Raw genomic sequence first — 20,455 nt, forward strand, 5'->3', positions numbered from 1 at the left:
CTCGGGTGAGCAGCCGCTCGGTCAGCCTGTCGGCGAGGGGGTCGGTGGACCCGATGGTGCCGGCGTGGATGGCGTCGTTGTCGGCGTACCACTGGGAGGCGGCGTGCTCGGCGTGACCGCGGCTCCCGCCGTGACGGCTCGGTCGATAGCCGCCTTCATCAGGTTGACCTGTTTCTGGTATTCCGCGAGGTTGCCGGCCCTCAGCGCAGTCTGGGCCGCCTCATAGGCTGTCTGCGCCTGCGCCAGCGCCTGTTTGACCGTCTGGTTGGTCGACGGTGTGTTCGGCGTCGTCGGCTGGTTGGGCGTCGGTTCACCGGTGCTGACGGTGGTGTTGAACACCCTGGTCAGCGCCTCCTGCAGCGTGCTGCCGAAGGCGACCCGCTCGCCGAACGAGACCAGGACGTAGCGCAGCACCGGATAACTACCGGGTCCACTCGTCCGCACCGAGTACACGGGTTGGACGTAGAGCAGGCCACCGCCGAGTGGCAGCGTCAGCAGGTTGCCGAACTGTGCTCTAGCGCCGCTGGTCGGCTGGTTGATCGGGAGCAGCGCGGTTCTGATCCCGTCGTCGGTCTGGAACTTGTTGAAGACTTGTCCGGGACCCGGGATCTGCACGTTGCCGGGCAATCGGAGGATCCGGAACTTGCCGTAGTCCGGCGATGTCGCCTCGGCATCGACGGCCATGAACGCGGTCAGGTTCTCCCGTTCTGCGTTCGGCACGTACACCGAGGTGAGCGAGAACTTCGGCTCGGTCTGATCGGGCATCCGCAGCGAAAGGTAGAAGGGAGGCTGGTTGTTCTGAACCGACGAGTCGGCGCCGGCGGTCACCGCGGTCGGGTCCGCCGGGACGCGCCACAGGTCGCTGTTCTGGTACCAGGTGGTCGAGTCCTGGACGTGGTACTTGGCCAGCAGGTCACGCTGAACCTTGAACATGTCCTCCGGGTACCGCAGGTGGGACATCAGCGCGGGCGAGATGTCCGAGCGCGGCTTGACCGTGTCCGGGAATGCCTTCATCCACGTCTTCAGCACCGGGTCACTCTCGTCCCAGGCGTACAGCTCGACCGAACCGTCGAACGCATTGACGACGGCCTTGACCGAGTTGCGGATGTAGTTGATCTCCTCGCTCGGCTGCTGCGCGATGGTGCCGCGGCCGGTCGTGGTGTCCCGGGTGCTGTCGTCCAGGGCGACCTTCTCGGAGTACGGGTAGTTCGCCGAGGTGGTGTAGCCGTCGACGATCCAGACGACCTGGCCGTCGACGATGGCCGGGTACGGGTCGCCGTCCGGGGTCAGCCACGGCGCGGCCTTCTCGACTCGCTCGCGCGGGCTGCGGTCGTAGAGGATCTTCGAATCGGGGTTCACCCGGCTGGACAGCAGGATGTTCGCGTCGCGGAACTTGGTGGCGTAGAGCAGCCGGTTGAAGAACGTGCCGACCGGGACGCCGCCCTTGCCGGCGTAGGTGTTCAGCGTCGGGTCGCCGCCGTTCGTACCCTCCGGCGTGTCGAGCTCGACCGCCTGACCACCCTCCGGCCCGCCGACGATCGAGTAGTCCGGGGACTGCTCGCCGAAGTAGATCCGCGGTTCGTACTTACCGAGCTGACCGGTCGGCGGCAGGTCCTTCTCCGACCACACCGGCGTTCCGTCGGCGGCCCGCTGGTTGCCGTTCGCGGCGACGACGCCGTAGCCGTGGGTGTAAACGGTGTGGTCGTTGTTCCAGTTGCGCTGGCCGGCCGGCAACCGGTCGACCTGCACCTCGCGGACCGCGATCACCGTGTCGTTGACCTTGTTGCCGACCTTGTACCGGTCGACGTCGAGGTCGGTGGGGAACGAGTAGAAGCCACGCACCTGCTGCAACTGCTCGAACGTCGGCCCGACCACACTCGGGTCGATCAGCCGAATACCCGGCAAGACCTCGGCGTCTCCGGCCAGATCGCTCGGGGTCGCCGTCGCCTTCGCCTGGTAGTTGATGACCTCGGTGCCCTCCAGGCCATACGCCTGGCGCGTCGCCTCGATGTTCTTGCTGATGTACGGCGCCTCACGCACCGGCTCGCTCGGCCGGACGCGCAACTGCTGCAAAGCCGCCGGCCACAATGCGCCGAGCAGGATCGCCGAGAGGATCAGTACGACAGTGCCCACACCCGGCAGCAGCCACGTCCGGCGTACGACATTGGCGAAGAACAACCCGGCACACAGCACCGCGATGACCGCCAGGATTTCCTTGCTGGGCAGGACCGCGTTGTCACCTGTATAGGAGATACCGGTGAACAGCCGACTGTCCGAGGTCGTCAGTCCGTAGCGATCCAGCCAGTAGCTGAACGCCTTCAGCAGGACCAGCAGGCCGAGCAGCACGGAGAACTGCACCTGCGCCGCGCCGGAAGCCTTCTGCCCCTTCGCGGACGGGCGGAAGCCGCCGTACAGATAGTGGGTGATGATCGCCGCGACCAGCGACAGCAGCACGATCGAGTAGCCGAAGCCGAGCAGGACGCGCAGCCACGGGTAGTCGAAGACGAAGAACGCGATGTCCTTGTTGAAGTGCTTGTCGGTGACGCCGAACGGGGTCCGGTTCCGCCAGGCGAGGAAGACCTTCCACTCCCCCGACGCGGCCGAGCCGCCGAACACCAGCATCAGAGTCGCGATCACGCCGACGGCGATCTTCCCGCGCTGCTGCAGCAGGTCGCCGTACCGCTCGAAGCCTGGGCTCGGCGACGGCGCGAGGGCGACCCGCGGCCGGGTCCGGAAGGCGATGACGATGTTCGCGACCACGGCCGCCGCCATCAGCAGGCCGACCACGAAGAACAGCAGTACCCGGGTCCCGAGCACCGTGCTGAACACGGAACCGAGGTCGACCGAGCGGTACCACAGCCGCTGCGTCCAGACGTCGGTGAAGACACTGAACAGGATGAGCAGGACGATCAGCGTGGCGATCGTGGGCAGCAGTGCCCGGGGCCGTCCTCCAGACGTTCGCCGCGTCCTCCGCGGCTCCTCCGGCATGTCGTAGACGCCGTCGCTCATGATCGGTTCTCCTCGTCGTCATTCATGCCGTCGACCCCAGGACCTTCGCCTGGCCGGCTGCCGACCGAAGGTTCGAATGTCAAAGACAGTACTTCGCACAGCGTGGGGACCAAGTCTGCGCCGGTCAGCACGGCGCTGTCCTGGTCGTGCGACCGCAGCCGGACGGCACCGAACCGGTCGCCTTCCCGCAGGACCGCGGCGACCATCCGGACCTCGTGGCGGCGTGGATCGCTGCCGGCCATCCGGGCCAGCTCGGCGTCGGACTCGGCGCTGGACAGGCCCGCTTCGGCCGAGGCCGGCAGGACGACTCGCTCGATCGCGAGTGCACAGCCGCTGACGCCGTCCGGCCACTCGATCCGGCCCAGTGCATCGGCCAGGTGCTCGTCCTCGAGAGCGCCCGGCAGTTCACCCTGGGCGACCGGAGTCAGCGGCTGGGACGCGTCCTCGGCGCCGAGCTCGGCGGCCAGTTGCGGTTCGGCGCGGAGCAGTTCTTCGGTGGGGACCAGCGCGAACAGCTGCGCGGGCTGGTCCCAGCCCGCGCTGCTCACGTGCTTCTCGATCTCGACCACCGCGCGACTGAGCGCGTCGGGAGGCAGAGTGCCTACGGAATCCATGCCGTCAGCTCTCCCCTTCGGCCGGCCGATACGTTCAGGTTGCTCATCGCGTACATGTCGGGACAGCTCCGGTTCCGCTGGCGATCGCGCTGAGAGCGCTGATCGCCTCGCTCAGGGTGGTGATCTTCACCAGTTGGATGTCCTTCACGCCCGCGTGCAGTGCAGCCTCGCAGTTCGGTCCGGGAACCAGGAAGACGGTGGCGCCGTCCTCCTTGGCGCCCGCGATCTTCTGCTGGATCCCGCCGATCGCGCCGACCTGGCCGAGTGCGTCGATCGTCCCGGTGCCGGCAACATGCTTGCCCTCAAGCAACGCGCCCGGTGTCAGCTTGTCGTAGATGGCCAGCGCGAACGCCGTACCGGCACTCGGGCCGCCGATGTCCTGGCCGAGGTTGACCGTCACTTTCACCGGCGACTCGATCCCGATGGTGATACCGACCATCGGGCGGGTGGCCTCGCCCGGCGTGGCCGCGGTCTTCAGCTGCACGGTCTGCTCGGCGCCGTCGCGGCGGATCAGGAAGATCACGTCCTCGCCCACCTTGTGCTTGCGGACGAGGTCGCCGACCTGCGGGACCTGCGACACCGTCACACCGTCGACCGCGAGGACGACGTCACCCGGCTTGAGCTTGCCGTCGGCCGGGGTGTCCTTCCCCACCGTCGAGACCTTCGCGTGGAACGGCACCTTCGCCGCCTGCAGAGCGGCCGCGATCGCGCTGTCCTGCGAGCCGGTCATCTCCGCCGTGTTCTGCTCCTCGACCTCATCAGCGCTCTGCTCCGGCGGATAGATGATGTCGCGCGGGAACAGATCGTGGTGCGGGTCGAGCCAGTTGCGCATCGCCTGCGGCAGGGTGAGTTCACGCTCCGGCGAGGTGACCGACACGGTGGTCAGGTCGAGCCGGCCGGAGGTCTGGAACGTCTCGTGCCCGGAGATCTCGATGACCGGCTTGCCCTTCGTCTCGCCGAGGGTGTCCTTCACCGGCCCCGGGCTGAACGAGACGAACGGCACCGGGAAGGCGGTGACCAGCCCGAGCGAGATGACGAGCACGACGATCGAAGCGACCAGCGTGGCGGTACGACGTGTCACGAACCCTGCCCTGCGATCTTGGTGGAACCGAACGTCTCGGCCGGACCGAGCTTCCTGGTAACGGCGAGCGTCCCCGCTGACTCCAACGCTCCAGCGCCCCAAACCGTCCCGCCGTCACCGAAACCGGCCCTCCCCGCACCACTCACCACACCGGTACGCCCGGCATTTCTCGCCGTACCGGTCCCGGCATCGGTCGCCGTACCAGTGGAACGGGGCTTGGCGGCGGAGTTCGGGTTACGGATGGAGCCCTGGGGGTCGGGTGAGGTGGGGTTCGTGGCCGACTCGGATCTGCCGGCGGACTCGCCGGTGCTGGGATTGTCGGCTGCTGAGTTCTTGGGGGTACGGCGGCGGAGACTACGGCGTCGTTCCGGGGTTGCCCGTGGTCCCGGCGCGGCGAGTGCCTCGTTGAACCGGCGGAAGTCCTCGACCGATGCGAAGGCACCACCGGACCGGCGCGGACCACGGCTCCGCCCGCGCCACGCCGCCCAGCACATCGCCAGCAGCGTCGCGACCAGCGGGAACGCCAGCCACGCCAAAACCTTCATCCGGCCACCTTCATGCGCCCAGAGTACGTGTCAGTGAGCGCCGACCCACTCGCTAGGACCGTCGGTGAAGTGCTGGTGTTTCCAAATCGGAACCTCGGCCTTGAGATCGTCGATCAGCCTCCGGCAGGCGGCGAACGCGACATCGCGGTGCGACGCGGCCACGGCCACGATCACGGCGGCGTCGCCGATCTTGAGGTCCCCGGTGCGGTGTACGGCGGCCAGCGCGGTCACAGCGGGGTCGTCACAGACACGCAGCGCAACCTTCCGCAGGTGCTCCAGCGCATCCGGGTGAGCCTCGTAGCTCAGCCGATCGACCGGCTTCTCGTGGTCGTGGTTGCGCACAGTACCGATGAAGACAGCGGTCCCACCGGCGCTCGCGTCGGCAACAGCGGCCAGCACCTCGTCACTGGACAGCACACCCTCACGGATGTCCAGCAGCCTGATCGCGTCGCTCATCGTCCCTCACTCCCGCCGGGAATCCACCCCACACACCTACCACGAACCAACCCTCACCCCCTCAATTCTCCCTCACCAGCCCTCACCACCCCCTCCCACCCCGTCCTCCCAACGCTCCGCCGTCACAGCTCCTCTGCCCGCAACTGCCAGCGCCGCCCAGCTCTTCACCTGCTGCTCCCGCCACCGCCTCACCCCGCAGAACCCGTCCGTCGCTCCCGGCTCCGGCGTACCCAGCACAATCCCCTGACCTGTTGCTCCCGCACGCCCTACCGCTTCACAACTCCCACCCGCCAGGCCCCGCAGCTCCTCGCCCGCGACTCCAGGGTTGGCGGGCTGTGGTGATGGGGTTGTCGGGGGAAAGTCAGGGGTCTGCCAGGGGCGAAGTGGAGGGGTAATGCGTTCGCCGGGGGAGGAACTGGAGGGTGGAACCAGTACGTTGGAGTTGTACGCCCCACCCGCACAGGAAGGCCCACTCCGATGAGCGACGAACCGGACAACCCGTTCAAGGGAACTCCGTTCGAGGCCATGTTCCAGCAGTTCTCCGGTGCGGCCGGCGCGGGCGGCGCTCCCGACCTGAACGCGATCTTCGCCCAGGTCCAGCAGCTGCTCAGCGGTTCCGGCGACGGTAAGCCGGTGAACTGGGATCTGGCCAAGGACATCGCCCGCAAGACCGTCTCCGCGGGCGGGGACCGGTCCATCACGCCGACCGACTCGGACCGGGTGGCGGACGCGGTCCGGCTGGCCGAGCACTGGTTGGACGAGGCAACCACGCTGCCGGAGGCTTCCACCTCGTCCGCGGCCTGGAGCCGTGCGGAGTGGGTGGAGAACACGCTGCCGGTCTGGCAGACGATCGTAGACCCGGTCGCCGAGCACGTCGCTGGCGCGATGGGCAACGCGCTGCCGGCCGAGGCTCAGCAGTTGGCGGGGCCGATGGCGGGCATGCTGCGGCAGCTGGGTGGTTCCATCTTCGGTGCACAGGTCGGTCAAGGGCTGGGTGAGCTGGCCGGCGAGGTCGTGAGCTCGTCCGACATCGGACTGCCGCTCGGACCGACCGGGCAGGCGGTGCTACTTCCGGACAATGTCGCGAAGTTCGCCGAAGGGCTGGGGCTGGCCGACGAAGACGTGCGGCTGTATCTCGCGCTGCGCGAAGTCGCTCACCAGCGGCTGTACGCCGGGGTCCCATGGCTCCGGCAGCACGTGCTCGCCGCAGTGGCGGACTATGCCGCGGGCATCGAGGTCGACACCGGCAAGATCGAGGAGGCGATGGCGGGCATCGATCCGCAGAACCCGGAGGCCATGCAGGAGGCGCTCGCGGGCGGACTCTTCGAGCCGGAGGACTCCGAGCAGCAGAAGGCGGCTCTGGTCCGGCTGGAGACCGCGCTCGCGTTGGTCGAGGGATGGGTGGACGACGTCGTACGGCAGGCGACGAAGGACCGGATGCCGGCGGCGGTTCAGCTGGCGGAGACGGTACGACGGCGTCGGGCCGCGGGTGGTCCGGCGGAGCAGACGTTCGCCACGCTGGTCGGGCTGCAGCTCCGGCCGCGGCGACTGCGTGACGCTGCCAATCTGTGGGCCGCCGTACGTGACGCACGTGGTGTGGATGGCCGCGACGAACTCTGGTCGCACCCGGATCTCCTGCCGAGCACGTCCGACCTGGACGACCCCATCGGCTTCGCCCAGCACGCCGGCGAACTGGCCGACATCGACATCACCGACTTCCTGCCCGACGAAGGCACCCAGGAAGGCGACCAGGGCAACAACCCGGACACCCCCAAGTAGTCGTCGCCGCACACCCGTACGGCGCTCCAACCTGCGTCTTGCCGCGGAACGCCGTACGGTCCCGGACGCACTCCTGCGCACGAACGTCGTACGGTCCCGGACGCACTCCTGAGCACGGACGTCGGACGGTGCCGGACGCACTCCTGAGCACGGACGTCGTACGGCGCCGGACGGTCTCTTGAGGTGGTGGGAGAGACTGGCGGGATGCTTCTTGGGGATGCGGTAGGCACGTTGGAAGGCTGGACTGCGCCTGATGGGGCGCAGGGGGAGTTGCGGGCGCACTATCTGCGGCATCTGGCTGAGCGGCCGGATGGGATGTGGCGCAGTTGCCGGCCGGAGCATGTGACGTCCAGCGCTCTGGTGGTGGATGCGCCCGGGAACCAGGTGCTGTTGACGCTGCACAAGGTTGTCGGGCAGTGGCTGCAGCTCGGCGGGCACTGCGAGGCCGGTGACACGACGCTGGCCGATGCGGCTCTGCGGGAAGCTACGGAGGAGTCCGGGCTGACTGGGCTGTCGATCGATCCCAGTCCGTTGCAGCTCTCGCGGCATCAACTGTTGGCCGGTGGGTGTGCTGGTGCGTTCCATCTGGATGTTCAGTTCCTGGTCACTGCCACGGAGACGACTGACTTCGTCGTCAGCGAGGAGTCGCACGATCTCGCATGGTTCGCAATCGACGCACTTCCGGAAGGCGTGGACCACACGGTCGAGGATCTGGTGAGCAGGGCCCGCCAGCGCCTTGCGCTCGTCCCGGGTAGAGACACCCGAGGGTGATCGACGGCTAGCAACTGATCGCGGCCATCCGGTCGCCTTTGTGTGCCGAAGGATCTCCGTGAGCTTCGACATCGATCACTACGCCCAGACTTCGACCCGCATCCGCTGGGACGACCTCGACATGTCCTCGTTCGAGACCCGGCCGCTGTCCGACGACGCGCTCCGCTGCCTCAGCTACATGAGCGACGTGGAGACCCACACGGTCTGTTACCTGCGCGACCTGCTTGTCACGCCCTCGCACGCCGATCCTGAGGTCACCGTGTTCCTGACGATGTGGAACCTCGAGGAGTACTGGCACGGTGAGGTGCTGGACGAGGTACTCGAGCGGCACAGCATTCCGACCGGGCCCGAGCACACCCGCGCGGTGCGTTCCCGGCTCGGCTGGCGCGACCGGCTGGCGCCGATCCGGCAGTCGCTGCTGGCGAACATCATCGGCGAGGACTTCATCGCCACGCACATGGCGTGGGGCGCGATCAACGAGTGGTGCGCGCATTCGGCGTACACGCGGCTGATCCAGGCCGAGAGCAATCCAGTACTCACGGAGATCCTGAAGCGGATCGCCAAGCAGGAGACGCGGCACGTCGCGTTCTACAACAGCCAGGCGCGGGACCGGATGCTGCGCAGCAAGAAGGCGCAGAAGATCGCCCGGTTCGCGCTGTCGAAGGCGTGGGGCATCGTCGGCTCGACGATCATGCCGCCGGACGAGGTGAAGCACATGCTCACCTATTTGTACGGCGGCGAGCAGGGCCTGGCCGAAGCCCGCAGAATCGATGCCAAGATCGATGCGCTCCCCGGCCAGCAAGGCCTCCACCTCGTCGAGAAAGAACTCGTCAAGTACGGCGTCATCCCCGCCTGAACGCCGTCACGCGCGCCACGCTCCAGCCGACCGAGACCACTCGACGGAGTGTCTCTGGAGCACCATGCGAGATGGCCTCCGCGGTGAGGAGTTGAGGCAGGTGGCTGCGGGCCGGCCGGCTAGACCGACCCGCACGCCACCAAACGGGCCTCCTTGGAGCCCCTTCTCACTGCAATCCCCGCTAGTTGCCTCGCACTGCAATCCCCCGTGAATCCCCCGCCGTGCTGCTGCGATCCCCCCGTGGTTCCCCGCTGTACTGCGATCCCCCGTGATTCCCCGTGCTGCTGTCCCGCTGCTCCCCTCGCACCGCGATCCGGTGGAACCCTCGTCGCCCTGTGCCCCCCGGAGAGCCCCCGCAGTACTGCAATCCCCGTGATTCCCCGTGCTGCTGTCCCGCTACTTCCCCGTTGTCCTGCAATCCCCGTGCTGCTTCCCCGTTGCACTGCGATCCCGGTGAATCCCCGTTGTGCTGCTCCCCGGTGAATCCCCCCGTTGCACTGCGATCCCCGTTGCACTGCGATCCCCGTTGTACTGCGATTCCGGCGGTTCCCCGTTGTACGACTGTCCTCGTGTACCCGTGCTGTCCCTCGTCGCACTGCCGTCCCCCGTCGACGGCAGCGGGTTGTTGCAATCCCCGTGTGCCCTCCGGCTGTCCCCGTGAATCCCTCACTCACTGCTTATTACTGTCACCGCTGCCCCGTGATCCCCGCGTCCCCGCTGGTGTCGGGTACCGCCCCTGAACGGCATCGACCCCAGTACGGAGACGGCGTGAACCTCCCCCAGAAGTTCCCCGCTGCCTGATTGAACGAGCGACTGGGAAGAAGGTGACGGCTCAGGAGTGACGAAGTATGGATCTGGTCGCGTCCCAGCCTTCGAGCCCGGGATCCAGTCGCGCTATGTCAGCGGCCGATCGCAGACGGTGCCAACCAGGGCCGACGGCAACGGCATGCCGGCGGGGCTTGAGCGATTCGAGCTCGGACAAAAGAGTGTCAAAGGTCGGGCCCGCAGCAACAACCCACTCGGCCGTGGGGATGTTGACGCCGATCGCCGCGAAAGTGCCGTCCTCGGCCGGGGTCACCGCGACGTCCGCGCTGCTGAGTGCACGGAAGAGCTTGCCGATCAGAAGTCCCGGCAGGTCGGGTACGTCGTGGCTGACGGCCACCACCGCTGCCGCCGGCCCAGCCAGAGCCACCGCGTCCAGCACCGGCCTTGCGGCGTCGACGGCGTACACAGGTGTCCCGGGCCAGGTGAGAGCGCCCACCTCGGCCACAGCCGCGTCGTCCCCACCTGCAACGGCCACGGCCACGTCGACTCGGTCCAGCGCGGCCAGTACTTCGTAGGTGTCCTCAGCGAGCGCCAGACGCCAGGCGTCGGATGAGCGACCCGGCGGTGCCCAGGTTCCGGCAGACGGCACGACCAGTACGACGACCCGCCGATCCTCAGCGCTGGAAGAACCCACCTCGGAGCTCACCGGGAGGAATCCGAGTCGTAGTCGTCGCGGGCGGCGGAGACCTCGTCCATGTGGGTCTCGGCCCAGGATTTGATGGACGCGATCAGTGGCATCAGGCTCAATCCGAGCGGGGTCAGTTCGTAGTCCACCCGGACCGGTACCGACGGGGTGACGTGGCGGGTCAGCAGCCCGTCGCGCTCAAGCGTCCGCAGCGTCTGCGTCAGCATCTTCTGGCTCACTCCGTCGATCCGGCGGGCAAGATCCGAGTAGCGCTGCGGACCGTCGGCAAGGGCGGGCAGTACCAGCGTCACCCACTTGTCGCTGATCCGGTCGACCAGCTGCCGGGCCGGACAGGTCGACAGATAGGCGTCGTACGTCGGGGCGGGGTTCTGCCCCAGCTGAGCTGCATCACGGGTCGGCACGCTGTCTCTCCCAGAGCGGGGAACTTCCCCGCAGAGACTAGCTCTCCAGCAGGCGAACCTCAGCTTTTCGGCGCGATGAGACCGCGTTGGAGTGCCGTCATGATCGCTTGAGCCCGGTTCGACACCTCGAGCCGGCGCTTGTGCGCTAGGCCATGACGCTGAGCTCCGGCTTGATCAGGCCCAGTCGCATCGCGGTCATGATCGCGCTGGCCCGGTTGGCGGCGCCCAGCTTCTCGTACACCCGGGAGACGTAGGTCTTGGCCGTCGAGAGGCTGACGAACATGGTGCCCGCGATGGCCGGGACGGACAGTCCGGTGGCCAGCAGGGACAGCACCTCGAACTCGCGCGGGCTGAGCAGCATGCCCCCGGCGGGAAATCCGACCGGCTCCGCAGCGACCTGGGCGCGGCGCGCCAGTGCGTGCGCGAGACCAGTCGCGGTGAAGGAGGCTGCCGCCACCGCGGCATGACGGATCGCGCCGAGTACTTCGGTGTTCGGGGCGGTCTTGTGGACGAAGGCGGAGACGCCGGTCTCGAGAGCCCGGAACAGTACGTCGTCCTCGGCCTGGGCCGTGAGTACGACGATGCCGAGCTCGGCGTGGCGATCGCGGAGCTCCCGGGCCAACTGGAGTCCGTCGGCGTCCGGAAGCGCGACGTCCAGCACCACGACGTCGGGACGGCTGGACGCGACGAGGGCCGGTGCCTCGGACGCCAGCCCGCACTCACCGACGACGGTGATGCCGGTGTCGGCGCTGACCAGCCGGAACAGTCCGTACCTGGTCAGGGTGTGACCGTCGATGACAACGACGGTGATCGGGCTTTGCATGGGTTGGCCCCCGTGAATTCCGTAGTGCGTCTCCCCAGATGCCGCGTGACCGATGTCACCTGCCGTAACTGTGATCGCGACACGCCTACAGTGTGTTACGGAATTCGAATGGGTGCTTTATTTCGACTTACTGGAACGCGTGGTGACGAAATTCCGTCAGGAACTGACGAGGACCGCGAGCAGTGCGCCGCCGAGCATGAAGGGCCCGAAGCTGATGGCGTGCTGGAGCGTGATCCGGCGGGCGATCAACAGCACGAGACTGACCACCGCCATCAGCACGAAGCCCAGGGCCGCACCGGTGAGCAGTGTCGGCCAGCCCAGCCAGCCGAGCGCGATGCCCAGTCCGCCGGCGAGCTTGACGTCGCCGCCGCCGAGCTGCCCACGGCTCGCGATCGCCAGGACCAGGTAACCGCCACCGAGCGCCACTCCGCCCAGCAGGGCGCGGAGGAAGTTCTCCGGGTGACCGTTCACCACCGTGGCGAGCCCGAACAGAGCGATCAGCCCCGGGTACAGCAGCAGTGTCAGTCGATCAGGCAACCGTTGGACGGCGATGTCGATCGCCGCGAGGGCCACGCCCAGCGCACCGACGAAGGCGAACGCCGCCGCGTCCGCGTGGCCGGCGAACCGCCACAGCAGCAGGGCGAGCACCGCCGCGGTGACGAGCTCGAGCAGGAGCGGCACCCCGAACCAGCCACGACAGTGCGTGCACCGGATCCGGAGGTGTGCACGGCCACTGATCGGCGTCACGCACCGCGCGCAGTCGGTCCGCTCGGGCTCGCCGGAGGCCACCGACAGCCGGAACACCGTGCCGCGAAGCGCCATCCCTGCGCCGAAACCGATCGCACCCCCGGCCACTGCCCATGCGATGTCCATGCCGGCCAAGCTAACCGCGCCCTGAGCGGCGGCGGAACCGCACTACCGCAGAACTGACCGACCGGCGGCGGACGCCGACTGTTCGGCCGACGGTGTCGGCCGGTCGACCGGCAGCCACGTCGCCTGGTGTCGGCCGATCGGTGTGCTGTCGGCCGGTCGTCCGCCGCGTTCCGGCCGGTTGACCGATGCCAGGCCGGCGCGCCGATGCCGCACGGTTTCGGTACCGATCGGCAGGTCGCCGTTCGATCCATCCGGCGGGGTTCCACACCTCACCGACACCTTGAGGAGTTCGCAATGCTCAACAACCTGCTTGCCAACGTACAGAGCTTCATCAAGCAGACGCGTCGCGACGAGCGTGGCGCGACCATGGTCGAGTACGGCCTGCTGGTCGCCCTCATCGCCGTCGTCGTGGTTCCCGCCCTGGTGATCCTCGGCCCGGCCATCTTCAACCTGTTCAACGGCGTCGCCGGCAACCTCTGATCGCTGAGAGCGGTCTGCCGATCCACTCAGTTCGATCGCGAGGGTGGTGCGGCCCGGCCGGATCGGCCGGGCCGCCACCGCTCCTGCCGAGGGGGTTCCGATGCTCGAGCTCGTGCGGCTCGTCAAAGCCGTTGCCGCGTCGCTGCGTCACGACGACCGCGGCGCCAACCTGATCGAGTACGGCCTGCTGGCGACGCTGATCGCGATCGTCGTCGCTCCCGCCGTCATCCTCCTCGGCCCCCTGGTCGCCGCCTTGTACACGGGCGTCATCGGTGGCTTCTGACCCTTTCTGAACCGGGAGAACTCATGTATCCGATCCGAGGGAAACGCGGCGGGGAAACTCACCACGGCCAGGCACCTCGCATGCGGCCCGCGGCACGGGTACGCCGCATGTTTCCCTCGTCGGTGCATGGGAGCAGCAGCGCGGACCACGGCGCCGCAGCCGTCGAGTTCGCGCTTCTGCTTCCCCTGCTGCTGCTGATCGTGCTGGGCATCGTCGACTTCGGCCGGATGCTCAACGCGCAGGTGACTCTCACCCAAGCCGCACGCGAAGGTTCCCGGCTCGTCGCCCTGGGGCAGCCGAACGTGCCGAGTCGCACGCAGGCCGCCGCGACCGGGCTGAGCCCAGTCGGAGTGGCGATCCTGTCGGCCTGTCCGACCGGCGCCGGCCCGGCCAGCAACGGCGTTGTCCAAGCCAGCTACACCTTCCAGTTCACGCCCGGGCTCGGGTACGTCGTCAGCCTGTTCGGCGGCGCCGGCCTGAGCGGCCAGATGACGTTGTCCGCCCAGGGAGTCATGCCATGCGAGACCTAGTCCCGCCGTTCGTCCGGCCCATGATGCGGCTGCTCGGCCGCGACGACCGAGGTGCCTTCGGCGTCCTGATCGGCATGCTGCTCGGGAGCGGCGTGCTGCTCGGCATGGCCGCGCTGACCATCGACGTCGGCACGTTGTACCAGGAGCGCGCCGAGTTGCAGAACGGCGCCGATTCCGGCTCGATCGCGGTCGCCAAGTCCTGCGTCATCACCAGCTGCACGCCCGGTACGGCAGCCACCTACGCCAATCTCAACGCCAAGGACGGTGTGTCCGCGGTGACCCTGGTGTGCGGCCACGACCTCAAGGGAGGTCTGCCGGGCTGCCCAGGGTCCTCGGGCGCGATCTACGACTGCCCGAGCGCACCGGCGTCCGGCACGAACTACGTCGACGTACACACCGCCACCCTGACCACGGGCGGCTCCTCGCTGTTGCCCCCGGTGTTCGCCCGCGCGCTGGCCGGCAACGCGGGCTACGCGGGCAGCACCGTGCTCGCCTGCGCCCGGGCGATGTGGGGCCCGGCCCTCCAGACCTCGAACTCGCTCGCGATGACGCTGTCGCTGTGCGCCTGGACCCAGGCCACCGGCGGCACTCCCCCGACGTTCGGTACCGATGTCAGGATCTTCGTCCGGGACGCGCCGAACGCACCGACGTGTGCGGGCCTGAGCCGGCCCGGTGAGTTCGGCTGGCTCAGCGACGTCGGCGGATGTACGGCGCAGGTCGACCTGACGAACAGCGGTTACATCACCGGAAGCGACCCCGGCAAGAATATCTCCGCGGAGTGCCAGGCCGCGTTGACGTCGTACGTCGCGAACCAGACGCCGATCTTCATCCCGATCTTCGACACGACGACGGGATCCGGCAGCGGAGCGTCGTACCACCTGGTCGGACTGGCCGCCTTCATCCTCACCGGCTACGTGAACATGAACCCGCTCAAGGACGAGATCCCCGCCCCGTTCACCAAGGCCGACTGCCCGAACGGGAAGACGACTCCGTCCTGCATCTTCGGACATTTCACCCAGGCCCTGGTGCCGATGACCACCACTGTCGGTGGCGGCACCTATTTCGGTGCCACCGCCATCAAGCTCGCCGGCTAGTACTGCCTGCAGAAGAGAGAGAGCAATGAAACGTCGGGTCTTCACCATCGTGCTGGCGGTGACGCTGGCAGTGCTCGGAACGCTGGCCGTGCTGGTCTACGTCAATCGCGCGGACGCCCGCGCGGTGGCAGGGCAGCAGGCGGTGACCGTTCTCGTGGTCGACAAGGCGATCCCGTCCGGAACCACGGCCGGCGAGGCCAAATCGTCGCTGCGCAAGGAAACGCTGCCGGCCTCCTCGGTGGCCTCCGATGCCATCACGGAGATCACCGCGGACCAGGACGGCCTGATCACCTCAGCCGATCTCAGGCCCGGCCAGCTCCTGCTGCAGTCGATGCTGGTGTCCGCGGAGCAGGCCACCGGCGGGCTGACGATTCCCGAGGGGAAGGTCGCGGTCACCATCACGCTCTGCAGCCCGGAGGCGGTGGCCGGCAACGTGCGGGCCGGGTCCGAGGTCGCGGTGTTCGGCACCCTCGTTGCCGGCGGCAACGCTGATGTCACCGCACAGCCGAACTGCACCGGTCAGCACAAGCAACAGATCGGCAAAGGAATCGGCAACACCCGCGTCGTGATCCCCAAGGTGCGAGTGCTCGCGATCGGCCCGGCCGCGCCGGCCACGCCGCAGGACGATGCCAAGACCACCAACACCTCGTTGTCGCAGGGAGCTGCCTCCGCCCAGAACGACCTGACGTTGGTGACCTTCGCCGTCAACCAGGACGACGCCGAGCGGCTGATCCTGCTGACACACACCGGCTTGCCGTACCTGGCACTGCTCGGCCCGTCCGCCCAGGTCAAGCCCGACGACCACGTCGTTCCCCAGTTCCCACCACCGGCAAAGACGAAGTAAGGACACCGCGATGACCATCCTTTGCCAGCCGGCCCCGTGGCCGGGTGAACTGACCTCGAGCCTCGGCGACGACGTGCGTACCGCCGACGACCTCGGCGCCGCGCTCCGCGCCCTGACCGACGACCCCACCGAGGACCTGGTCGTGGTCGGCCCGGAGGCCGACACCGAGGAGGCGCTCCGATTCACCGAGCAGCTGCGCCTGGAGCGGCCGACCGCCGGCGTCATCCTCGTGCGCGAGTACGTCGACGTCGTAATGCTCACGGATGCGCTGCGAGCCGGCGTACGGGAAGTGGTCACCGCCGGCGACCACGCGGCGTTGGCCGCCGCATGCGAGCGCTCACGTGCGCTGTCCGGACATGTGCGGGCCGATGTCCGTGCCTACGAGGATCCGGAGCCGGCCCATCAGGGCAAGGTGATCACGGTGTTCGCCGCCAAGGGCGGCTGCGGCAAGACCACCATCGCGATCAACCTCGCCGCGGCGTTGGCCGCGGACGGTGCTCACCGGGTGTGCGTCCTGGACCTTGATCTCTCCTTCGGCGACGTGGCGATCTGCGTCCAGCTGGAACCGGTGCGCACCATCAGCGACGCGTTGCCGATGGCCGGTCACCTCGACACGACCGGCGCAGCCTCGCTGCTGACGTCGTACGGGCCTGGACTGGACATGTTGCTGGCGCCGGTCACGCCGGGCGACGCGGAGAAGATTCCGCCCGCGCTCGTCGGCGAGCTGCTCACCGTACTGCGCGGGATGTACGACTTCGTCGTGGTCGACACCCCGGCCCAGTTCAGCGAGCACGTGCTCACCGCGATGGATGCCTCCGACCATCACGTGCTGCTGACCACGCCGGACACGCCGGCGATCAAGAACCTGCGGATCGCTCTCGACATGCTCGACCTCCTGTCCTACGCGCGGGACATCCGCTCGGTGGTGGTCAACCGCTCCGACTCGAAGGTCGGGCTCTCCTCGAACGACGTCGACCGGGTGGTGCGCAGCCCGATCACCGCCCAGGTGCCGTCCAGCCGGAACGTCCCGATCTCCATCAACAAAGGGACTCCGATCGTGATCGCGACGCCGACGCATCCGGTCAGCCAGGCGATCATCCGGTTCGCCCACGAACGGCTGCTGAGCCAGCCCGCTCCGGCGCGGCACAAGGCCTTCGCCGGTCGCCGTGGTGCGGGGAGGCGATGATGAACCTGTCCGAACGGCTGGCCCAGCGGCAGGCACTCGGGGACCAGCAACCCCAGACGGTCCGGCCCGCCGGCGCAGCCGGCCCGCGGCCGGCCGCTGACGTGCCGCGCCGCGCGGCGCGGAACGCCGACCCCTTCGCAGGCGTGAAGCGCAGCGTGCACCAGGGCCTGCTGGAGGCCTTGGGCCCCAAGCTCTACGACGCCCATCTCGACCAGAGCGAACTCGAACAGCGGGTCACCCAGACTCTGCAGTCAGTGCTGCAACGCGACGACACCCCGATGACCGCTGCCGACCGGACGCGGGTCGCCCAGGAGGTCGCGGACGAGATCCTCGGGCACGGCCCGCTCGAGCCCTACCTTCGTGACCCCGGTGTCTCCGAGATCATGGTCAACGGCCACGACCAGATCTACATCGAACGCGACGGGCGGCTGGTCGGGGTCGATGCGGCGTTCACGGACGAGAGTCACCTGCGCCGGACCATCGACAAGATCGTTTCCCGGGTCGGGCGACGGGTCGACGACGCGAGCCCGATGGTGGACGCGCGTCTGCCCGACGGTAGCCGCGTGAACGCCGTCGTCCCGCCGATCGCGCTGGACGGGTCGATGCTGACGATCCGGAAGTTCGCCGCCGACCCGTTCACCACCGCCGACCTGATCTCCTTCGGGACGTTCACCTCGCCGGTGGCCGAACTGCTGCGCGCGTGCGTCCGTGGCCGGCTGAACATCCTGATCGGCGGCGGGACCGGCTCCGGCAAGACGACGACGCTGAACGTGCTGTCCTCGTTCCTGCCCGACGACGAGCGCATCGTCACGATCGAGGACGCCGCCGAGTTGCAGTTGCGGCAGGACCACGTACTGCGCCTGGAGTCCCGGCCGTCCAACGTGGAGGCGCGCGGCGAGATCGCGATCCGCGACCTGGTCCGCAACGCGTTGCGGATGCGTCCCGACCGCATCATCATCGGCGAGGTCCGCGACGGCGCCGCGCTGGACATGTTGCAGGCGATGAACACCGGCCACGACGGCTCCATCACGACGGTGCACTCCAACGCGCCGCGCGACTCACTGTCCCGCCTCGAGACGATGGTGCTGATGGGCGGCGTCGACCTGCCACAGCGGGCGATCCGCGAGCAGATGGCCTCGGCGATCGACCTCATCGTGCACCAGACCAGGCTCAAGGACGGCACCCGCCGGATCACCCACATCACCGAGGTGAGCGGCATGGAGGGCGAGGTCATCACCCTCCAGGACCTGTTCCTCTTCGACTTCCATGCCGGCGTCGACGAGCACGGCCGGTTCCTCGGCACGCTGCGGTCCACCGGCTTGCGGCCAGGCTTCCTCGACCGGCTCGCCGACCGGGGCATCCTCCTGCCGCCGCGGATGTTCGGGATGGAGGAGGTGGCCCGATGACGGTCTCTCGACGCAGCCGACTGCTCGCCGTCCTGGGTGCCGTGTTCGTGGGCTTGGCGGTGATCCTGCCAAACGTCGCCCACGCGGACAGCCCCCCGTCGGCCCGGATCGACTCGGTGCGCGTCAGCCCGGGTCATGCCGGCTTCGTGCTCACCACCTCCAACGTCCCGGGACAGCTGGACTCGAAGACTGTGCGCGTCCACGCCGGCACGACCGCACTCCCCGCGCGCGTCACGCCGGTCGGCAACACGACGACCACGGCGGCCCCGCCGCGCGCGGTGATCATCGTGCTGGACACCAGCGGCTCGATGGCCGGCTCGGGGATCGCGGCCGCTCGTCAGGCCGCGCTGAGCTACCTGGCCAGCCTGCCGAGCGACGTACAGGCAGGCTTGCTCACGTTCTCCGACCAACCTCGACTGGCCGTCAGGCCCACGACGAACCGTGCAGCAGTGCGCACTGCGCTGGCTCGCGTGCAAGCCACCGGGGAGACGGCGTTGTACGACGCTGTCCGCGCAGCCGTTGCGGCGCTCGATGCCGCGCGGCTCGGCGCCTCGGCCCAGCGGAGGTTGGTCGTGCTGTCCGACGGCGTGGACACGTCCAGCCGGGCTGCCCTCACGTCGGTCACCGGCCAACTCGCGGCCGAGCGGATCGCGGCCGATGTGGTCGCCTTCCGGTATGGCAGCGGTGACGCGTCAGCCGCACAGAAGATCGCGTCGGCCGCCGGCGGCCGGGTGCTGGCTGCCGGGAACGCCGGCGAGTTGACGGCGGCCTTCGCTGCGGTGGCGCGCAACTTCACCGCACGCGCGAACATCGAACTCACCGTGCCCGACGCCCTGGCCGGCCGTAACGTCACGCTGCGCGTCACGGTCGGTTCGGTCAGCACCAAGACCGCGGTGACCTTCGCCGCGGTGACGGCGCCTGCCACGGCTTCGCCGGCACCGCCGAACACTGCACAGCAAGCCGGCGCTGACCGGAAATTCTGGTCCTGGCAGCTCCTCGCGCTGCTCGGCGGTGTCTTCCTTGTGGTGTTGCTCGCAGTGGTTCTCCTGCGTTGGCAGGGTGTCCGCGAAGATTCGGCGCGCCGGCTGGTCCAGCAGATCAGTCACTACGGACCTCGTCGGGAGGTTGACCAGACGAGTGAGACCGAGGGCGCTGCCGCACGGACGGCTGTCGGATTCGTCGGCCAAGCCCTGCGCTCCAGCGGCGCCGAACAAGGTCTTGCCCGCCGGCTCGATCTCGCTGCCGTCCACCGGAAGCCCGCCGAATGGGCGTTGCTGACCGCGTGCGGCGGCGCGGCGCTGGTGGCCGCATTGATCCTCCTCGGCCTCAGCCCGCTGCTGAGTCTGCCGATCGGGCTCGTCGGAAGTTGGATCGTCCAGCACGTGTACCTCAGCTTCCGCATCGGGCGGCGTCGCGCGGCCTTCAGTGAGCAACTCCCGGATGTGCTGCAGCTGATCGTCGGATCGCTCCGCTCAGGGTTCTCGCTGGCGCAGTCCATCGACGCCGTCGTCCGCGACGGCACCCAACCCGCCGCCGGTGAGTTCTCTCGTGCGCTGGCGGAAACCAGGATCGGAGTCGACCTCGGGGACGGGCTCAACCGCGTCGCGGACCGGATGGACTGCCAGGACCTGCGCTGGGTGGTGATGGCCACCAGGATCCAGCGGGAGGTCGGCGGCAACCTGGCCGAGGTTCTGAAGAACACGGTCGACACCATGCGCGAACGCGCGCAGACCCGCCGCCACGTCCGTGCCATCAGCGCTGAAGGGCGGTTGTCCGGCGTCATCATCGTCAGTCTGCCGATCGTGCTCGGTGCCTGGCTGACGTTCAGCAAACCGCAGTACATGAGCCCGCTGTTCACCACATCGGTCGGCCTGATGCTGATCGCCGGCGGTGCCGCGCTGATCATCGCCGGCGCTTTCTGGATCCGAGCCCTGGTCAACGTGGAGGCGTGAG

20 protein-coding genes are annotated in these 20,455 nt (G+C 68.4%); 11 read left to right on the forward strand and 9 right to left on the reverse strand.

Translation table 11 applies throughout. The annotated features are described in order from the left end of the window. Nucleotides 1-21 precede the first annotated feature (21 nt). The 5 genes from EV652_RS06200 to EV652_RS06220 are packed head-to-tail and all read right to left on the reverse strand — an operon-like array spanning nucleotide 22 to nucleotide 5,705. Nucleotides 22-3,009, reverse strand: a complete 2,988-nt coding sequence (locus tag EV652_RS06200) for a UPF0182 family membrane protein (RefSeq protein ID WP_132208019.1) — start codon at nucleotides 3,007-3,009, stop codon at nucleotides 22-24. Continuing rightward, complete coding sequence (locus EV652_RS06205) at nucleotides 3,006-3,623, reverse strand: PPA1309 family protein (RefSeq protein ID WP_199238044.1); 618 nt, start codon at nucleotides 3,621-3,623, stop codon at nucleotides 3,006-3,008. Before EV652_RS06205 ends, EV652_RS06200 begins: the two co-directional genes overlap by 4 nt. Before the next feature lie 43 nt (nucleotides 3,624-3,666). Continuing rightward, nucleotides 3,667-4,704 carry a YlbL family protein gene (locus EV652_RS06210; RefSeq protein WP_132208020.1) on the reverse strand — a complete coding sequence of 346 codons (1,038 nt, stop codon included), beginning with the start codon at nucleotides 4,702-4,704 and terminating at the stop codon, nucleotides 3,667-3,669. After that, nucleotides 4,701-5,249: a hypothetical protein gene (locus EV652_RS45115; protein WP_242001595.1), complete on the reverse strand. Its 549-nt coding sequence runs from the start codon at nucleotides 5,247-5,249 to the stop codon at nucleotides 4,701-4,703. The genes EV652_RS06210 and EV652_RS45115 overlap by 4 nt, the downstream gene beginning before the upstream one ends. Before the next feature lie 30 nt (nucleotides 5,250-5,279). Further along, nucleotides 5,280-5,705, reverse strand: coding sequence for a molybdenum cofactor biosynthesis protein MoaE (locus EV652_RS06220; RefSeq protein ID WP_132208021.1), 426 nt, complete (start codon nucleotides 5,703-5,705; stop codon nucleotides 5,280-5,282). A gap of 477 nt (nucleotides 5,706-6,182) precedes the next feature. Between EV652_RS06220 and EV652_RS06225 the strand changes: the two genes are divergently transcribed. The 3 genes from EV652_RS06225 to EV652_RS06235 all read left to right on the forward strand — a co-directional run bounded on the left by EV652_RS06225 (nucleotide 6,183) and on the right by EV652_RS06235 (nucleotide 9,111). Next, nucleotides 6,183-7,484, forward strand: coding sequence for a zinc-dependent metalloprotease (locus EV652_RS06225; RefSeq protein ID WP_132208022.1), 1,302 nt, complete (start codon nucleotides 6,183-6,185; stop codon nucleotides 7,482-7,484). A 204-nt stretch (nucleotides 7,485-7,688) separates the two neighbouring features. Continuing rightward, the gene (locus tag EV652_RS06230) at nucleotides 7,689-8,255 is read left to right on the forward strand and encodes an NUDIX hydrolase (RefSeq protein WP_132208023.1); all 567 of its coding nucleotides are present in this window, start codon (nucleotides 7,689-7,691) and stop codon (nucleotides 8,253-8,255) included. A gap of 58 nt (nucleotides 8,256-8,313) precedes the next feature. Further along, on the forward strand, nucleotides 8,314-9,111 hold the full coding sequence (locus EV652_RS06235) for a ferritin family protein (protein WP_132208024.1): 798 nt from the start codon (nucleotides 8,314-8,316) through the stop codon (nucleotides 9,109-9,111). A gap of 832 nt (nucleotides 9,112-9,943) precedes the next feature. Here the strand turns inward: EV652_RS06235 and EV652_RS06240 are convergent. The 4 genes from EV652_RS06240 to EV652_RS06255 form a co-directional block, all read right to left on the reverse strand. Beyond that, nucleotides 9,944-10,570: a DUF2064 domain-containing protein gene (locus EV652_RS06240; protein ID WP_132208025.1), complete on the reverse strand. Its 627-nt coding sequence runs from the start codon at nucleotides 10,568-10,570 to the stop codon at nucleotides 9,944-9,946. An 8-nt stretch (nucleotides 10,571-10,578) separates the two neighbouring features. Then, the gene (locus EV652_RS06245; protein WP_132208026.1) at nucleotides 10,579-10,983 is read right to left on the reverse strand and encodes a winged helix-turn-helix transcriptional regulator; all 405 of its coding nucleotides are present in this window, start codon (nucleotides 10,981-10,983) and stop codon (nucleotides 10,579-10,581) included. A gap of 145 nt (nucleotides 10,984-11,128) precedes the next feature. Further along, on the reverse strand, nucleotides 11,129-11,806 hold the full coding sequence (locus EV652_RS06250; RefSeq protein ID WP_132208027.1) for a response regulator transcription factor: 678 nt from the start codon (nucleotides 11,804-11,806) through the stop codon (nucleotides 11,129-11,131). Nucleotides 11,807-11,962: 156 nt separating this feature from the next. Then, on the reverse strand, nucleotides 11,963-12,679 hold the full coding sequence (locus tag EV652_RS06255) for a prepilin peptidase (RefSeq protein WP_132208028.1): 717 nt from the start codon (nucleotides 12,677-12,679) through the stop codon (nucleotides 11,963-11,965). Between the two features lie 294 nt (nucleotides 12,680-12,973). On the opposite strand from EV652_RS06255, the gene EV652_RS06260 reads away from it, so the two are divergent. From EV652_RS06260 to EV652_RS06295, 8 genes are all read left to right on the forward strand, one after another. After that, nucleotides 12,974-13,159: a Flp family type IVb pilin gene (locus EV652_RS06260; protein ID WP_132208029.1), complete on the forward strand. Its 186-nt coding sequence runs from the start codon at nucleotides 12,974-12,976 to the stop codon at nucleotides 13,157-13,159. 100 nt (nucleotides 13,160-13,259) lie between these two features. Next, nucleotides 13,260-13,442 carry a Flp family type IVb pilin gene (locus tag EV652_RS06265; RefSeq protein ID WP_132208030.1) on the forward strand — a complete coding sequence of 61 codons (183 nt, stop codon included), beginning with the start codon at nucleotides 13,260-13,262 and terminating at the stop codon, nucleotides 13,440-13,442. 107 nt (nucleotides 13,443-13,549) lie between these two features. After that, on the forward strand, nucleotides 13,550-13,972 hold the full coding sequence (locus tag EV652_RS06270; RefSeq protein WP_158441098.1) for a TadE/TadG family type IV pilus assembly protein: 423 nt from the start codon (nucleotides 13,550-13,552) through the stop codon (nucleotides 13,970-13,972). Beyond that, a complete protein-coding gene (locus tag EV652_RS06275) occupies nucleotides 13,960-15,066 on the forward strand; it encodes a pilus assembly protein TadG-related protein (RefSeq protein WP_132208032.1) in 1,107 nt (368 codons plus the stop codon). Before EV652_RS06270 ends, EV652_RS06275 begins: the two co-directional genes overlap by 13 nt. A gap of 25 nt (nucleotides 15,067-15,091) precedes the next feature. Beyond that, a complete protein-coding gene (gene cpaB / locus EV652_RS06280) occupies nucleotides 15,092-15,910 on the forward strand; it encodes a Flp pilus assembly protein CpaB (RefSeq protein ID WP_132208033.1) in 819 nt (272 codons plus the stop codon). 10 nt (nucleotides 15,911-15,920) lie between these two features. Further along, nucleotides 15,921-17,096, forward strand: a complete 1,176-nt coding sequence (locus tag EV652_RS06285) for a CpaE/TadZ family protein (protein WP_132208034.1) — start codon at nucleotides 15,921-15,923, stop codon at nucleotides 17,094-17,096. Continuing rightward, nucleotides 17,096-18,502 carry a TadA family conjugal transfer-associated ATPase gene (locus EV652_RS06290; protein ID WP_199238046.1) on the forward strand — a complete coding sequence of 469 codons (1,407 nt, stop codon included), beginning with the start codon at nucleotides 17,096-17,098 and terminating at the stop codon, nucleotides 18,500-18,502. Before EV652_RS06285 ends, EV652_RS06290 begins: the two co-directional genes overlap by 1 nt. Beyond that, nucleotides 18,499-20,454, forward strand: a complete 1,956-nt coding sequence (locus EV652_RS06295; protein WP_132208036.1) for a VWA domain-containing protein — start codon at nucleotides 18,499-18,501, stop codon at nucleotides 20,452-20,454. The genes EV652_RS06290 and EV652_RS06295 overlap by 4 nt, the downstream gene beginning before the upstream one ends. Nucleotide 20,455: the final 1 nt, after the last annotated feature.

The sequence above is a fragment of the Kribbella steppae genome, assembly GCF_004342025.1.
GTDB lineage: Bacteria > Actinomycetota > Actinomycetes > Propionibacteriales > Kribbellaceae > Kribbella > Kribbella steppae.

Bases quoted from the DNA above. Each gene is read 5' to 3' on its own strand.
- EV652_RS06265 (WP_132208030.1), top strand. From the start codon at position 13,260: ATGCTCGAGCTCGTGCGGCTCGTCAAAGCCGTTGCCGCGTCGCTGCGT.
- EV652_RS06295 (WP_132208036.1), top strand. From the start codon at position 18,499: ATGACGGTCTCTCGACGCAGCCGACTGCTCGCCGTCCTGGGTGCCGTG.
- EV652_RS06260 (WP_132208029.1), top strand. From the start codon at position 12,974: ATGCTCAACAACCTGCTTGCCAACGTACAGAGCTTCATCAAGCAGACG.
- cpaB (WP_132208033.1), top strand. From the start codon at position 15,092: ATGAAACGTCGGGTCTTCACCATCGTGCTGGCGGTGACGCTGGCAGTG.
- EV652_RS45115 (WP_242001595.1), bottom strand. From the start codon at position 5,249: ATGAAGGTTTTGGCGTGGCTGGCGTTCCCGCTGGTCGCGACGCTGCTG.
- EV652_RS06285 (WP_132208034.1), top strand. From the start codon at position 15,921: ATGACCATCCTTTGCCAGCCGGCCCCGTGGCCGGGTGAACTGACCTCG.
- EV652_RS06230 (WP_132208023.1), top strand. From the start codon at position 7,689: ATGCTTCTTGGGGATGCGGTAGGCACGTTGGAAGGCTGGACTGCGCCT.
- EV652_RS06275 (WP_132208032.1), top strand. From the start codon at position 13,960: ATGCGAGACCTAGTCCCGCCGTTCGTCCGGCCCATGATGCGGCTGCTC.
- EV652_RS06270 (WP_158441098.1), top strand. From the start codon at position 13,550: ATGTTTCCCTCGTCGGTGCATGGGAGCAGCAGCGCGGACCACGGCGCC.
- EV652_RS06200 (WP_132208019.1), bottom strand. From the start codon at position 3,009: ATGAGCGACGGCGTCTACGACATGCCGGAGGAGCCGCGGAGGACGCGG.
- EV652_RS06205 (WP_199238044.1), bottom strand. From the start codon at position 3,623: ATGGATTCCGTAGGCACTCTGCCTCCCGACGCGCTCAGTCGCGCGGTG.
- EV652_RS06255 (WP_132208028.1), bottom strand. From the start codon at position 12,679: ATGGACATCGCATGGGCAGTGGCCGGGGGTGCGATCGGTTTCGGCGCA.
- EV652_RS06225 (WP_132208022.1), top strand. From the start codon at position 6,183: ATGAGCGACGAACCGGACAACCCGTTCAAGGGAACTCCGTTCGAGGCC.
- EV652_RS06290 (WP_199238046.1), top strand. From the start codon at position 17,096: ATGAACCTGTCCGAACGGCTGGCCCAGCGGCAGGCACTCGGGGACCAG.
- EV652_RS06250 (WP_132208027.1), bottom strand. From the start codon at position 11,806: ATGCAAAGCCCGATCACCGTCGTTGTCATCGACGGTCACACCCTGACC.
- EV652_RS06220 (WP_132208021.1), bottom strand. From the start codon at position 5,705: ATGAGCGACGCGATCAGGCTGCTGGACATCCGTGAGGGTGTGCTGTCC.